Consider the following 13,407-nt stretch of genomic DNA (forward strand, 5'->3'; position numbering starts at 1 on the left):
TTTTAAAGTTTATTTTGGTTAACCAGTTGGTGTTTTTTATTGCGTAATTTTTCTAGATACTTTCGTTGAGACTTTTTTATATGCTTAGCAATCCACTTTGTCATTTTAGGCGTAAGCTCTGGTACAAAGTTATGACCCATACCATCTATAATTTTTAACTTCGATTTTTTAATGAGTTTAGCCGTTTTTTCACCTTCAATAGATGGAAAAACTATATCGGCGTTACCATGAATAATTAACGTAGGCGCTTTTATTTTTTTTATTAACTGGGCTCTGTTTTTACTGGCTGCTATGGCTATTAGTTGGCGTTTATAGCCATTTTGATTATATGAGCGGTCAATTATTTTAATTGCATGCTCTTTTAATAATTCTTCACTTTGTGGGTAAGCTGGGCTACCAATAAGTTGGTTTAACTGAATGTTGTAGTTTATAGCGGCACTGCGCGTTAGTGTTTTTGGTTGCAGTTTAGATACTTTTAAAAATACCTTTAAACTTTTTATTGTTGGCTTAAAAGTAGAGCTACTCGACATTATTGTGGTTAAGCTAAGTACTTTCTTTTTATGTTTTGCTGCAATAATTTGGGCAATCATCCCACCCATTGATGCGCCAACTAAATGCGTTTTTTTTATTTTAAGTGCAGCCATTAAGGCGAGTACATCATCAGCCATATCATCAAGCAGGTAAGGAATATTCGAGCGTATAGGTAAGTACTTACTTAACCATGTTTTAAATAAACTAGGATTTTTGTAATCATCTAAATGGCTAGATAACCCGACATCACGGTTATCAAATCTAATCGCTCTAAAGCCTTTTTTTACTAAACCATAATAGAGCGAGTCTGGCCAAACTATCATTTGCGCCCCAAGCCCCATAATTAAAATAATAGCTGGTGCTGTTTTATCGCCTTCATCTTGGTAGCTGAGTTTAATACCTTTTTTAGTCTTAATAATAGCCATGGCAAAGTGAGAGTTAGCAAGCTTTGTGAGGAGTATAGGGCAGCTTTATTACATTTAATTTATGGTAGGTGGGAGGGGGAGTTGCCATTTTTTTAAAATAGCTTGGTACTTGCCATTTACCTTTAGCGTTTTTAGCCCTTTTGATATTGCGATGGCTGTTTGTTCATCAAACTGGTTATTAGTAGCAAGATAGAGGGTTGAAGGAAAATCAGTTAAATGAACTCGTTTAGCTATTAAGCTAGGATCAAGCCCGGACATTTTTAATTCATTATTTAAAGTAAGTGTATTCACTACAACAAAATCGATACGTTTTTTGTAGAGCATTTGCCATAGCTGCTGATAATAACTAACTAAGATTAAATTTTTGTCTTCTTCGAAACCCATATCTTTTAAATATTTGGCGCTCGTATAACCGCGAATGGTTGCTACTTTGTAAAATTTGGCGTGATTTAAATGGCTAATATTATCTTTATGATCTTTTAAACTAACTAAGTACGCATCTGTAAAGTATATCGCACCTAACCATTTAAATTGATTTTGCCTAACAGGGGTTTTTAAAAAAGAGAGCATAATAGTATTAGGGTTGGTTTTTAATTCATGGGAAGCACGCGCCATAGGCATTATTTCAAACTTCGCGTTTAGCTTAGCTTCTCTTAATACTGCTTTAGCTATATCTACCGAGGCTCCGTCTGCTTCACCGTTTTCGTTTTGAAAATGATAAGGGTGTAAATCTTCGGCAATAAAGGTAAGTGGACTAGTTGCGTTTACCGTACTACAAAACATAAATACAAAGGCATTAACTACAATACGCAAATACATAGCAATAATCTTTTTAACTACAATGTCTTGAGTTTAAAGACTCTTGTCTGAAATATATACTCAAATGTATGAAATAAGTAAATTTTATATTGTAGGTTTATTTACCTATTTGCATTTTAAAATATTTAATAGGGCTATATGAGTACCAGCGTTTAAATGCCCGATTAAACGAACTCTGATCTTTAAAGCCGAGTGATAAAGCTAAATTGGCTAAGGATTGTGTTCCTATTAATAAGGGAATACGTCTTTTACGCTCTTGTTCGAGTAATATTGCAAAGGATGTTTGCTCTAGCTTTAAATGCCGTTGAAGGGTCCTTGGCGTGATATTTAGCGCATTTGCAGTACGTATTAAGTCGCACTCTTGCAAGTCGGTTTTTACCATAAGCATATGGTTAATTTTTTCGCTTACATGTTGCTGGCTTTTAAAGTTAGAAAGCTGCTGCTCTGATATTTGCCTAAGTGCTAAGTGAACTGCTGCGTTATCGGTTTTAAATGGCAGGGTTAAATAACTACTCGGGAATGAAATTTCATTGTACTTAGCGTTTATGCTTACAGGGCAATTAAACCACGTAGCCAATGTATTTAAATGTTCTTTTGAGTAGTGATGCGTAAAACATATTGAACTAGGAGATAGTTTGGAGTTAAGTAATTGACGTATTACACATACCCAAGCAGTCATATTACGCAAAATAACCTGTTCGTTACAACTTGGATGCGGTAGCCAGCGAATAATTGCAATATCGCCGAGCTGCTCAAATTGTGATTTACCTATGTCAGCGACCAAGCTGTCATAATTTAAAAGTACCTGTATAGCACTGGCTAAACTATCACTTGATTCTATTAAGTAACCTAAAATTCCAAAATTTGCTGTGCGAATATGCTGCCCAAGCTTAAAGCCGAACAGGGGATCGTTAAGTGTTTTTTGTGAATATTCAAGTAATGCGTTGTAACTAGTTAAGGTAATACGAGGTGCGAATTGTCGTGCTTTATTATCACTGTACTCAGTAAATTTGATGGCCTTCAAAGCCACTTCATTGGCTATCCCTTGGCTTTGTAAGTAATCAAGAGTACTTGAAAAGTAATGATCAGCAAGTGAGTACATTTGTCGTCTAAAGCTAAAAAATGGTCGTGTATGAGCAAGTCTGCCATGTAAAATTTTATTATGCTAGGACCTATTGACCTTTGGGGATTAAAGTTTGTTCTATTTAGGGGCAATTTAATCGCAGCGCGAGGTTTGTAACCTAGAAGGCTAAGTACCTACTCATGTGTTACCGATCTGGCTTACATCCTAAAAGCTGAGCAAAGTTCTGTATCCTGCTACCGCCCCTAGGACGAACTCAAGGGGAGATCATGTTTGGTATTTATACTGCGTTATCGTCTATTTATGGGAAATAACCACACAACATGGGCGTAGCCTTGCCTAAAAACCAAGCATACGGCTGCAAATTTAACTTAGAAAGATAAACGGGCCCTAGGTGAATAATTTTTAAGGTTATAGCAGTGATATTAATAAATTTAAAACAAAATCTTGCAGCTCCTCCCACTGAAATAATTAATGTGTTGCTTGATCATGAACGTTTAAATAGGTTTTTTAACGCTCAATTTTTATTATTGAAACCGCAAAATTGCGGGCAGATAAACGGCGGAAAAGGAGCCGTGAGGCAAGTTAGAACATCAGGGTATACTTTTACTGAGCAAGTTATAAGTGCTAGCGGTAATCACATTTGCTATCAAATTGTGGGCAATAAGCCTGTGGCTGCTCATCAAGGTGATATTTATTTAACTGCTATCGAAAAGCAGGCATTTATCTCTACTGAGCTTACTTATTCTATACAGTGTATTTCACCTTGGTGGATGCCCAGTTTTATACTTAAATTTTTCATTAAAAAAGATATTAAAAACGCACTTACAAAATTAGAGCGCTATTTTAAGGAGTGCACAACATGAGTGTTGAAATTATTTTACTTGCCTTAAGCCCTGTATTTTTAACCTTTGTAGTATTTGAATTTATAGCGTTTAGGCGTTATTACAGTATAAAAGACAGCCTAGCTAATACGGTTTTGGCTTTAATGCATCAAGGAGCAGATGCGCTTTCATTAATTATACTTATGCCGTTTTTTTATTGGCTTTACGGATACCGCTTGTTTGATATAGAGCTTTCTGTATTTTCTATTTTATGTGCTTTTTTACTGCAAGACTTTTTGTACTATTGGTTTCATAAAGCATCACATCATATTCATTGGTTATGGGCGGCGCATGTCGTACACCATAGTTCCACTAAAATGAATTTTACTACCGCGTTTAGGCAAAGCTTAATGTATCCCTTGGTGGGCATGTGGATATTTTGGTTACCTATGATGTTGATCGGGTTTGACCCAATGACAGTCCTAACTGTTGTGGCGCTCAACTTGGCGTATCAGTTTTTTGTGCATACACAAATAGTGAATAAGCTTGGTTGGTTTGAAAAGGTGTTTAATACACCTTCTCATCACAGAGTGCATCATGCAATTAATGCAGGCTACCTGGATAAAAATTTTGCGGGTGTATTAATTATTTGGGATAAATTATTTGGCACCTTTGTTGAGGAAGACCCAAATAAAACCTGTAAATATGGCATCTTAGGACAGTTAAAGACTAACAACCCATTTAAAATAACATTTCACCAATGGGACTATTTGATAAAAAGCATTTATAGAGTAAAAGGCATTAAAGCAAAGCTAAACGTTTTATTTGGTTACCCCACATGCTCTCGTAAATCCTAACTATTTTTTACTTCTTGGTGCGCCTAGTAGAATAAAAGTATGGCAAATACATACAGACAAAAACGCGCTAATGCCAAGTGCGCCGCCATAGCCATCGAGCCTTGGAACTAAATACTCAAAGAGTATTGAAAAAATAATGGCTGAGTTAGTTACAGTATATATACCAAAGCGATGTGGGGCGCTCATGCCTATAAATGTGCCGCCAAAAAACACCATGCTGTAAAGCTCAGGGTTTAAGTTAAGCACGCTAAGAAGTAGATAGGCAACAATGGAAAGCGCAGCTGATGCTCTTATGGCATCAAAGCGATTTTTTTTTGCCAAAAAAAACGTTAAAAATGCCCCTAGCAGCGCAATTAACGGATATTCAAGGCTCATAATACAATCCCTTTAGCTAATACAAATATTGCAACACTTGTAAAAGCAACACCACCTAACTTGCCGCCAAAACCAGTAAATAAGTTCATAGTAAGCACATACAAACTAGCACCTATAAGCGAGATAATTACAATCTCCCAATAACTAGTAATTAAATTAGTCGAGCACATGCCAGCAAAACTACCGGCATAAATAGCAGCATAAGGGTGATTTTTAACATTTTTAGGAAACGGTATAAACGAGCCAATGAGCCCAGTTAATGCGGCCGAAATCACTAATGGAACATTAAATGTTGTATGCATCACAAAGCAGGATATAAAACCTATAAAAAAAGTGATGAATTTTAAAGATAAGAATTTAATCATAGTCCACGCATTTTAAAGTAACCATTTTTGGTTTTAAAGCACTGCCTGAAAATATAATTGCATAAGTATTCACTAACTTTAATAAGGTTGTTTATTAATCATTTTGAAAGTATTAAATATGCTTAATTATATGGCTGTTAATGTTCTATAAATTAAGATTTATGTATAATGCGGGTAATTTAGTATATTAAAAGAGTTAACCAAGGGTAATTTATGTCTAACTGTTTGCATTTAGCTATTCCAGCTGGTGATTTAAAAGTCACTAAAGCATTTTATTGTGACGTACTTGGTTGTAAAACCGGTAATAGTGAAGAGGGTCGCTGGGTTGATATCGACTTTTGGGGTAACGAGTTAACATTGCATCAAAGTGTTGAGCGTCTTCCTACAGTGCGCCACGACGTAGATATGGGCGCTGTAGCTGTACCGCATTTTGGTATTCATTTATCAGAAACCGACTTTAACGCGTTAAAAGTACGAATACAAAGTGCGGGTATAGAGTATCTTGATAAACCTTACCGTCGCTTTATTGGTGATGAATTTGAGCAAGAAACATTTTTTATTGAAGATCCAAATGGCAATGTACTTGAAATGAAAACCATGGTAAACCCTGAGGTTTTATTTAAAAAAGTATAGTTTTTCACTCGTGCTATTTAAAGCCACTTTTTATAGTGGCTTTTTTGTGGGCTAGCTATGTAGTTGAGTTAATACTTCGCTAGGTGTTTTATTAAAGTGGCGTTTAAACTCACGGCTAAACTGCGATGGACTGGTATAACCTACTCTTAACGCGGCTTCATTGGCTTTACTGCCGCTGGCAGTAATGAGTTCTTTTGCTTTAGCCAAGCGTACTTTTTTTAAGTACTGTAGAGGGGATTCAAAGGTAATTTGCTTAAAGGCGCGATGAAACGACGATACACTCATGTTTACATCTTCCGCCAAACCTTCAACAGTTATTTGGTTTGCATAACTACTGTGCATAGTGGAGAGCGTACGTGCTATGCGAGCATAATGCCCATCATGCATCGCAAGGCCTATTAAAGTGTTGCCTTGAGGGCCGCAGAGTACGCGATATACCAATTCTTTTACTATATCTTCGCCAAATATTTCTGCCTCAAGTGGGTTATTTAAAACAGTCAATAGCCGATGGGTAATGAGCTCCATTGCTGTATCTAGAGTTGCCGACTGCACTGCGCCAATTTGTGCTGACGACGATGACGATGACGATGACGCTGAAAGAGGCTTATGCTGCATTATTTGATTAACGAGTTTGTGTAGCATTGCAGGGTTTATATCTATGGCAATGCCCATAACGGGTAAATCGTTATCGGTAAATGCTTCACATTCTAATGGCACCGGTACGCCAAGGACTAAGTAGTCGCCTGCACCGTATCTTATTTGATGTTCAGGAAAGTGAATTATTTTATGACCTTGTCCAACAATAATAATACCTGAGTTATATATAAGCGGCTGACGCGGCGAGCTTTTAGTTGCTCGATGAAAATACACGCCTGGAATAATAGTTTCCATGGTGCCTTCAAAGCTGAGTAATTGATTATGCTCGGCGTATTGTTGCAACATATTGGCTATGGTGGGCATAAAAGGCATCTTTAATTGAGTGTATTTTACGTAAAATAACAACGTTGATAGTTTTAGGCAAGCTTTTGCGAGTTATTGGGCTTTTTTTATGTTTGTTTTGCCATTAATATGCACACATCGATACTTTATTAGGTAACTAAGTAAAGTACTCAGCAATTAACCGTCACCTAGGAGCAAAATAATGAAATTTAGCTACGTAAATCCAACACTTATCCAGTTCGGCCAAGAACAAATTGCCTCACTAACTGATTTGATCGCAAAGGATCAAAAAGTACTTGTAGTGTACGGCGGCGGTTCAATTAAAAAGAACGGCGTGTACGACCAAGTTGCTGCAGCACTTGAAGGCTTTGATTGGGTAGAGTTTTCGGGCGTTGGCGCTAACCCAACAATTGAAGTACTAGACCAGGCAGTAAAAATTTGTAAAGAACAAGGTATCGACTTTGTACTAGGTGTAGGCGGCGGCTCAGTAATCGACGGCGTTAAATACATCGCAGCATCTGCAGTTTATGATGGCGAAGGTTGGGATATTCCTACTGGTAAACATAAAGTAACTAGCGCATTACCTATTGGGGCAGTACTTACTCTTCCTGCTACAGGTTCTGAGTCTAATCAAGGTTCTGTTGTGAGCAAAGCTGCGACTAAACAAAAACTTCCGTTTATGTCTCCTGCGGTACAACCTAAGTTTGCAATTATGGACCCTGATGTAATGAAAACATTACCACAGCGCCAACTTGTAAATGGTTTAGTAGACGCGTGGGTACATACCTGTGAGCAATACTTAACATTCCCAGCAGGCGCACTTGTACAAGATGGCTACGCAGAAGCACTATTAAAAGCGCTTAAAATACTGGGCGATAACTTTGAAAACCAAGACGACGCATGGCGCGCAAACCTTATGTGGTCTGCTAACCAAGCACTTAACGGTTTAATTGGTTCTGGTGTATCGCAAGATTGGGCTACGCACATGATTGGTCACGAGCTTACAGCCGCTTACGGCGTTGATCATGCACGTTCACTTGCTATTGTTCAGCCTTCTTTACTGCGCAACCAATTTGCAGTTAAAAAAGCAAAGCTTGAGCAAATGGGTAAAAATGTGTTTGGTCTTGAGCAATCTGACGACCTGGCTGAGAAAACAATTCTAGCGATTGAAGCGTTTTACCACAGCCTTGACGTAGCGACCCAGCTTACTGAGCATGGCGATGATAAAGCTGCAGCTATTGACAATATTATTGGCAAACTTGAAGCGCACGGCATGTTAGCACTTGGTGAAAACCAAGCTATTACGCTTAAAGAAAGCCGCGAAATTTTAGAGCAAGCAGTCGTTTAATTTTCAAAGCCAAGCGCTTACTTAAATATACTAAATAATACGTTAATAAAAAACCGTCACCTTTAGGTTGGCGGTTTTTTTTATGGATTATTATAAATAATGCGTTGCTAATTAACCAATAAATTCCATGTTAATGTTCTTTAATGATGATAGTAAACTGTGTTCAACGGTTAGGAAAAACCTAACGATTAAATAAATTAAAACAGGACTAAAACTCATGAAATTACTAAACACATTACTTAGCTCAAAAGCAGGCGTAGCAGCATTAATTTTACGAGTGCCAGTTGGCCTTATTTTAGCGGCGCATGGAGCACAAAAGCTATTTGCTTGGTTTGGCGGTTACGGGCTTGAAGGCACTGGGCAGTGGATGGCGAGTATTGGTTTAGAGCCTGGCTATTGGTTAGCAATGATGGCAGGTAGCGCTGAGTTTTTTGGTGGCATTGCATTAGCAATTGGTTTGTTAACTCGCCCAGCAGCTGTAGTTGCCGGCTTTACTATGCTGATTGCTATTTTTAGCGTACATATTAGTAATGGCTTATTTATGGCAAACAATGGCTATGAATACGCATTAACGTTACTTGTAGTAACAGTAGTTTTAGCAATTCAAGGAGCGGGAAGCTTTTCGCTTGATAACGTATTAGCTAAAAAGCTAGCTAATAAATAGAGTGTGTTAATTACAAAAATAGCGGCCAATTTGGCCGCTATTTTTGTTTAAATTATTTAGCAGATAGTGTTAAAGAATAACTGTACTGCTTTTGCTCAAGTAAATATTCTTTATGGGTACTTGGGCTCCATGAATCATCGCCACCTACACCCATATGTTGATGATCAATGTGTACATGTACGCAATCATCAGCAATGAGTTCGTTAGTATGTTTTGCTTGCGTTAGCGTACTTTGCGAATACTCGCTGGTTGCAAACAAAAACGCGCCAGTCACGGTTAAGTTATTAATACTCAGCAATTGGCAATCGCTACGCAGGCCATTATCAGTTGGGAATATATACGGTGTATGTAGCTCATTTAAGCTCAAGCTGTAATAACCTAAACGAGCTGCGGCTTTGCGATCTGGGTAGTTTTCAAAAGGCCCTAAACCTAGCCAGTTTACTTTTGTATCGCTTTGTTTGTTAAGCGTTGTACTTAGCCCTATGCGCGGCATTGGCGGAAGTGTATCGTTTAAGTGTACGTCAATATTTAAGCTAATCTTACCGGTATTATTTAGTGTATATAGCCACTGTGTTTGAGCCTGTAGCACGCCATTAAACTCGTAATTAAATACACAAGTAATACGTACATCAACACTTGATTTCACGGCGTGAATTGAGCTGCATGTGCGCTGCCATTGCCCTATACCGGCACGTAACCAACGAGCTTCCCATGCATTAGGGTCTAGGTTGTCTACTTCGCTTACACCAATGTCGTTATCAAGCGGGGCACGATAAAAGTTATCAACCAGTGGGCTACTAATAACCTGAGTATCGTTTTGTAACCACTGCTCTATAAGCCCTGATTGCTTGCTAAAAATAAGTTTAAATTTATCGTTTTCAATACTTAGTTGAGAGTCGGTTTCATTAATTCTTATAGCGCTTTGCTCTGTAGCTGATGCAAATGACTTACTGCTTAAATTATTACTATTTATAAGCTTAAACTGCTCTGAATCCATAACGTGATTAGCGTTTGCAAAGTGTGAGTCGTTAACTAATGCTACATCTAAATTAAGGTAATATTGCGCACCTTGCTCAAACGCTGTTTTAGTTTTAATAGTTAACGTGTGCGTACTTTGCGGAGCAATATTAATAATTTGCTCGCCTTGTTCAACACATTCGCCATTTTGCATTAATTGCCAAACGAGCTTTTCGTTATCTGTGTGTCTAAATACATAATCGCTAAATACATCAATGATGTATTGGTTTTGATTTTGCTCATGCAACGTAAATTGTAAATGTTGCTGGCTGTATTTAGCTTCAAACAGGCTAGGGTGGGGCGTACGGTCTGGAAATAATAAGCCGTTAATACAAAATTGACGGTCATTTAGTTCATCACCAAAATCGCCACCGTAAGCCCAATAATGCTCACCGTTTTCGTCAGTTTTAGATAAACCTTGATCTACCCAATCCCAAATAAAGCCACCTTGCAGGCGTGGGTATTCTCTAAATGCTTGCCAGTAGTCGTCAAAGCTACCTAGGCTGTTACCCATTGCATGGGCGTACTCGCATAAAATAAGTGGTCGCGTTTCACCCGGTAGGCTTAGCCACTTTTTAATAGAGTATTTAGGTACCGCATCGTCTTTAATATCGGTATTTACACGGGCGTACATTGGACAAATAATATCGGTAGCCGTTGTATTTGCGCCGCCGCCTTCGTATTGCACTGGGCGAGAGGGGTCAAAGCTTTTTGACCAGCCGTACATGGCATCATGATTTGCGCCGTGTCCGCATTCGTTTCCTAGTGACCAAATAATAATTGAGGCGTGGTTTTTATCGCGCTCAACCATTTGTGTATAACGCGACATAAATGCGCCAGCCCACAGCGGATCGCTTGCAAGCCTGCCCATAGGAAACATGCCATGGGTTTCTATATTGGCTTCGTCCACTACGTATAAACCGAGCTCGTCACATAGCTCATAAAAACGAGGGTGGTTAGGGTAGTGAGCAGTACGCACGGCATTAAAGTTATTTTGCTTCATCAGCTTAATATCTTCAATCATATCGGCGGTGCTTACTGTGTGACCGTTTTCTGGGTGGTGTTCGTGGCGGTTAACACCGCGTATAAGTAACGGTTTGCCATTTAAGCAAAGCTGGCCGTTAAGCATTTCTACTTTTCTAAAGCCAATGTTGTAAGCTTCAACATCTACTGTGTTGCCTTGATCATCAAGCAGGCTTAAAACACAGCGGTATAAATAAGGGGCTTCGGCGCTCCATTTTTTAGGGCTTTGTATATCAATTGTTTGAAATACAACATCGCTCCAGCCGCCTTTTTCATCAACACGTTTATTATTAGTGCTTTGTATTTGAGGCTCACACAGTGCTTGCTCATTATCAAAAACTTGTACGGCTACTTGGAAGTTATTTGGCGCGTCTATCGCGGTTTTTATATGTAGCGTTGCACCGCGGTAGCAGGCGTCTAAATCGGGGGTTATAAATACATCGCGAATTTGGTTTTGCGGTTTGGTAAGTAAGTTAACATCGCGGAATATACCGCTTAGCCACCACATGTCCTGATCTTCTAAATAACTGCCATCGCTCCAACGAATCACCATAACCGCAATACGGTTGGTGCCTGCAACTAACAGCTTGCTTAAATCAAATTCGCTTGGCAAGCGGCTATCTTGCGAGTAGCCCACCCATTGACCGTTACACCAAAGGTGAAAAGCCGAGTTTACGCCTTCAAAAATAATATGGTTACGCTGCGCTAATTGATCCGCTGTAATAGTAAACTCAGTGCGATAACAGCCTGTAGGGTTGTCGCTTGGTACAAAAGGCGGGTTAACTGCAAATGGGTACTTAACATTACAGTAAATAGGTTTATCAAAGCCGTGTAATTGCCAGTTAGAAGGCACTGTAATGCTTTGCCAGTCGCTGTTTAGTGTTTCACTTAGCAACGATTCATCAACCGCTTCGGGTTTATCAAATAATTTAAAATCCCATTGGCCGTTTAAACTTTGTTTTTGTGATTGTGTGTTTTTAAGGGCATGGTCAACGCTTTTAAAACCATTAAGTGGGCTGTGCGCTTTTACTTGATTAACTTGTACTGAAATTGGGTTTTCCCAATCTCGGCGATTAATTATATGCTGTAAAGAGGTCATGTTTATCCTATTACTTAAGCGGGCAATTATAATGTGTTAAATATAGCTAAAAATAATCGCAGGGGTTATGCTTAAAGCTCTCCTTTGTTTGTCCAAAACTATCATTGTAATTATGCGCTATAACATTAAAGACATACTCGATATTGGTCCGCGTTGTATAGAACGCTTTATTGATTCACAAACGCTCGCGCAAATGCCAAACCTTGAAATAGTACTTGCGGGTTGCTCAAACCTATCGGGTCGTTATTGCGTAGCACGCTCAGCACCGCTAGAACATACACTTTTTTATACATTGGCAGGGCAGGGTAAATTAACAACACACAATGAGCAGTACACACTTAATGCCAATACACTTATTGTGCTACCAGCAAAGCAAAGCTTTGAAGTGAAAATTGATGCTGATCATTGGGATGTTATTTGGTTAAACCTTGCAAATACTAAACGTTGGCAGCATTTAAACTTAGCGCAAGCATTGGTATTAACCGAGCAAAAACTTGAACCGTTACACCTTGCTATGGAGCTTTTATACAGCGAGCCCAATGCTAATTTACGCGAAAGCGTAACGCCTATTTTAAGTCATTACTTAAATGCTACGCTGCAAAATAACTCTCAGGGTGCGGCGCATAACCGTTTAATTAGTTTGTTTGAAGAGGTAGAAAAGCGCTTGCAGTTTGATTGGACAATAGAGGCAATGTGCGAACATGTGCATTACTCATCGCCGCATTTACATAGGTTATGCCAAACGCAATTTGGTAAAAGCCCAATGCAAAAACTTATTTATTTACGCATTGAACGGGCTAAAAACTTATTGTTAAACACGGCTTGGCCAATTTCGCATGTGGCAAGTTATGTGGGGTATCCTAATATATTTAATTTTTCAAAACGGTTTAAAAAATCAGTGGGTGTATCACCAAGTGAATTTAGAAAATAACGTGAGTGGCTCTCTACATTTGAATAGATTTAGGGTATTGTGCGATTTCTTAAATTACATTTTATAGTTTTAGGTTGGTAATGCGCTCAAACTACTTTTTAGTTGTGATACTTTTAGTGCTTGTGCACAGTTTTATAAGCTGTGATGCTGCCGCGTACCATTTAAAAGAAGAAGTAGATCATGCCACGCATATTCACGCTCATAGCGATACCAATGACGACGACGCGCAATCACCTACTGAAATTCATGCCCATCAGCATTGCCACTGTGGCTACTACAGTACGATAAATCATTCTATAAGTCCTGAACAAAGCCAAGCCACAAATAGTGCTTGTTACAATGGTTTAAACTACCCACCAGATGTTCCGCCACCTAATTTTTATAGCTAGTTTCTAATTTTAAATACTTTGTACATTACAGCCTGCGCATAAGCGTTGTTAGGCTAGTTGTGTGCATATTTAGGTTGCTTGATCGCG

The 13,407-nt window shown here is 38.7% G+C and carries 14 protein-coding genes; 7 read left to right on the forward strand and 7 right to left on the reverse strand.

Annotated elements, in window-relative coordinates; all coding sequences use genetic code 11:
- Window positions 1-2: 2 nt before the first annotated feature.
- The 3 genes from NRL14_RS11855 to NRL14_RS11865 all read right to left on the reverse strand — a co-directional run bounded on the left by NRL14_RS11855 (window position 3) and on the right by NRL14_RS11865 (window position 2,877).
- A complete protein-coding gene (locus tag NRL14_RS11855; protein WP_306724736.1) occupies window positions 3-956 on the reverse strand; it encodes an alpha/beta fold hydrolase in 954 nt (317 codons plus the stop codon).
- A gap of 54 nt (window positions 957-1,010) precedes the next feature.
- Window positions 1,011-1,775, reverse strand: coding sequence for an ABC transporter substrate-binding protein (locus NRL14_RS11860; RefSeq protein WP_008135107.1), 765 nt, complete (start codon window positions 1,773-1,775; stop codon window positions 1,011-1,013).
- 97 nt (window positions 1,776-1,872) lie between these two features.
- Window positions 1,873-2,877, reverse strand: coding sequence for an AraC family transcriptional regulator (locus tag NRL14_RS11865; protein ID WP_008135108.1), 1,005 nt, complete (start codon window positions 2,875-2,877; stop codon window positions 1,873-1,875).
- 398 nt (window positions 2,878-3,275) lie between these two features.
- Here NRL14_RS11865 and NRL14_RS11870 point away from each other — a divergent pair, with 398 nt between their 5' ends.
- Complete coding sequence (locus NRL14_RS11870) at window positions 3,276-3,722, forward strand: SRPBCC family protein (protein WP_096792528.1); 447 nt, start codon at window positions 3,276-3,278, stop codon at window positions 3,720-3,722.
- A complete protein-coding gene (locus NRL14_RS11875; RefSeq protein ID WP_306724737.1) occupies window positions 3,719-4,537 on the forward strand; it encodes a sterol desaturase family protein in 819 nt (272 codons plus the stop codon). The genes NRL14_RS11870 and NRL14_RS11875 overlap by 4 nt, the downstream gene beginning before the upstream one ends.
- On the opposite strand, the gene NRL14_RS11880 is transcribed toward NRL14_RS11875, so the two are convergent.
- Both NRL14_RS11880 and NRL14_RS11885 read right to left on the reverse strand, forming a co-directional pair.
- Window positions 4,538-4,912 (reverse strand): hypothetical protein, encoded by a 375-nt coding sequence (locus NRL14_RS11880; protein WP_306724738.1) that lies wholly within the window; start codon window positions 4,910-4,912, stop codon window positions 4,538-4,540. It lies immediately after the preceding gene.
- Window positions 4,909-5,214 carry a hypothetical protein gene (locus NRL14_RS11885; RefSeq protein ID WP_306724739.1) on the reverse strand — a complete coding sequence of 102 codons (306 nt, stop codon included), beginning with the start codon at window positions 5,212-5,214 and terminating at the stop codon, window positions 4,909-4,911. Before NRL14_RS11885 ends, NRL14_RS11880 begins: the two co-directional genes overlap by 4 nt.
- 276 nt (window positions 5,215-5,490) lie before the next feature.
- Here NRL14_RS11885 and NRL14_RS11890 point away from each other — a divergent pair, with 276 nt between their 5' ends.
- Window positions 5,491-5,910 carry a VOC family protein gene (locus NRL14_RS11890; protein ID WP_007378226.1) on the forward strand — a complete coding sequence of 140 codons (420 nt, stop codon included), beginning with the start codon at window positions 5,491-5,493 and terminating at the stop codon, window positions 5,908-5,910.
- Between the two features lie 51 nt (window positions 5,911-5,961).
- Here NRL14_RS11890 and NRL14_RS11895 read toward each other — a convergent pair whose 3' ends face one another.
- Window positions 5,962-6,870 (reverse strand): AraC family transcriptional regulator, encoded by a 909-nt coding sequence (locus tag NRL14_RS11895; protein ID WP_306724740.1) that lies wholly within the window; start codon window positions 6,868-6,870, stop codon window positions 5,962-5,964.
- 181 nt (window positions 6,871-7,051) lie between these two features.
- On the opposite strand from NRL14_RS11895, the gene NRL14_RS11900 reads away from it, so the two are divergent.
- Both NRL14_RS11900 and NRL14_RS11905 read left to right on the forward strand, forming a co-directional pair.
- Window positions 7,052-8,197: an iron-containing alcohol dehydrogenase gene (locus tag NRL14_RS11900; RefSeq protein ID WP_149614461.1), complete on the forward strand. Its 1,146-nt coding sequence runs from the start codon at window positions 7,052-7,054 to the stop codon at window positions 8,195-8,197.
- Window positions 8,198-8,414: 217 nt separating this feature from the next.
- Complete coding sequence (locus NRL14_RS11905) at window positions 8,415-8,861, forward strand: DoxX family protein (RefSeq protein ID WP_039490309.1); 447 nt, start codon at window positions 8,415-8,417, stop codon at window positions 8,859-8,861.
- A gap of 52 nt (window positions 8,862-8,913) precedes the next feature.
- Here NRL14_RS11905 and NRL14_RS11910 read toward each other — a convergent pair whose 3' ends face one another.
- Window positions 8,914-12,000 (reverse strand): beta-galactosidase, encoded by a 3,087-nt coding sequence (locus NRL14_RS11910; RefSeq protein WP_306724741.1) that lies wholly within the window; start codon window positions 11,998-12,000, stop codon window positions 8,914-8,916.
- A gap of 112 nt (window positions 12,001-12,112) precedes the next feature.
- On the opposite strand from NRL14_RS11910, the gene NRL14_RS11915 reads away from it, so the two are divergent.
- Together NRL14_RS11915 and NRL14_RS11920 are read left to right on the forward strand one after the other, a co-directional pair.
- Window positions 12,113-12,931, forward strand: coding sequence for an AraC family transcriptional regulator (locus tag NRL14_RS11915; protein WP_306724764.1), 819 nt, complete (start codon window positions 12,113-12,115; stop codon window positions 12,929-12,931).
- An 80-nt stretch (window positions 12,932-13,011) separates the two neighbouring features.
- Window positions 13,012-13,320, forward strand: a complete 309-nt coding sequence (locus NRL14_RS11920) for a hypothetical protein (protein WP_149606456.1) — start codon at window positions 13,012-13,014, stop codon at window positions 13,318-13,320.
- The last annotated feature ends 87 nt before the right edge of the window (window positions 13,321-13,407 follow it).

Source organism: Pseudoalteromonas sp. 20-92, from assembly GCF_030847595.1.
Taxonomy (GTDB): Bacteria; Pseudomonadota; Gammaproteobacteria; order Enterobacterales; family Alteromonadaceae; genus Pseudoalteromonas; species Pseudoalteromonas fuliginea.

Bases quoted from the DNA above. Each gene is read 5' to 3' on its own strand.
- NRL14_RS11855 (WP_306724736.1), bottom strand. From the start codon at position 956: ATGGCTATTATTAAGACTAAAAAAGGTATTAAACTCAGCTACCAAGAT.
- NRL14_RS11885 (WP_306724739.1), bottom strand. From the start codon at position 5,214: ATGCATACAACATTTAATGTTCCATTAGTGATTTCGGCCGCATTAACT.
- NRL14_RS11865 (WP_008135108.1), bottom strand. From the start codon at position 2,877: ATGTACTCACTTGCTGATCATTACTTTTCAAGTACTCTTGATTACTTA.
- NRL14_RS11905 (WP_039490309.1), top strand. From the start codon at position 8,415: ATGAAATTACTAAACACATTACTTAGCTCAAAAGCAGGCGTAGCAGCA.
- NRL14_RS11860 (WP_008135107.1), bottom strand. From the start codon at position 1,775: ATGTATTTGCGTATTGTAGTTAATGCCTTTGTATTTATGTTTTGTAGT.
- NRL14_RS11895 (WP_306724740.1), bottom strand. From the start codon at position 6,870: ATGCCCACCATAGCCAATATGTTGCAACAATACGCCGAGCATAATCAA.
- NRL14_RS11900 (WP_149614461.1), top strand. From the start codon at position 7,052: ATGAAATTTAGCTACGTAAATCCAACACTTATCCAGTTCGGCCAAGAA.
- NRL14_RS11915 (WP_306724764.1), top strand. From the start codon at position 12,113: ATGCGCTATAACATTAAAGACATACTCGATATTGGTCCGCGTTGTATA.
- NRL14_RS11890 (WP_007378226.1), top strand. From the start codon at position 5,491: ATGTCTAACTGTTTGCATTTAGCTATTCCAGCTGGTGATTTAAAAGTC.
- NRL14_RS11875 (WP_306724737.1), top strand. From the start codon at position 3,719: ATGAGTGTTGAAATTATTTTACTTGCCTTAAGCCCTGTATTTTTAACC.
- NRL14_RS11910 (WP_306724741.1), bottom strand. From the start codon at position 12,000: ATGACCTCTTTACAGCATATAATTAATCGCCGAGATTGGGAAAACCCA.
- NRL14_RS11880 (WP_306724738.1), bottom strand. From the start codon at position 4,912: ATGAGCCTTGAATATCCGTTAATTGCGCTGCTAGGGGCATTTTTAACG.
- NRL14_RS11920 (WP_149606456.1), top strand. From the start codon at position 13,012: ATGCGCTCAAACTACTTTTTAGTTGTGATACTTTTAGTGCTTGTGCAC.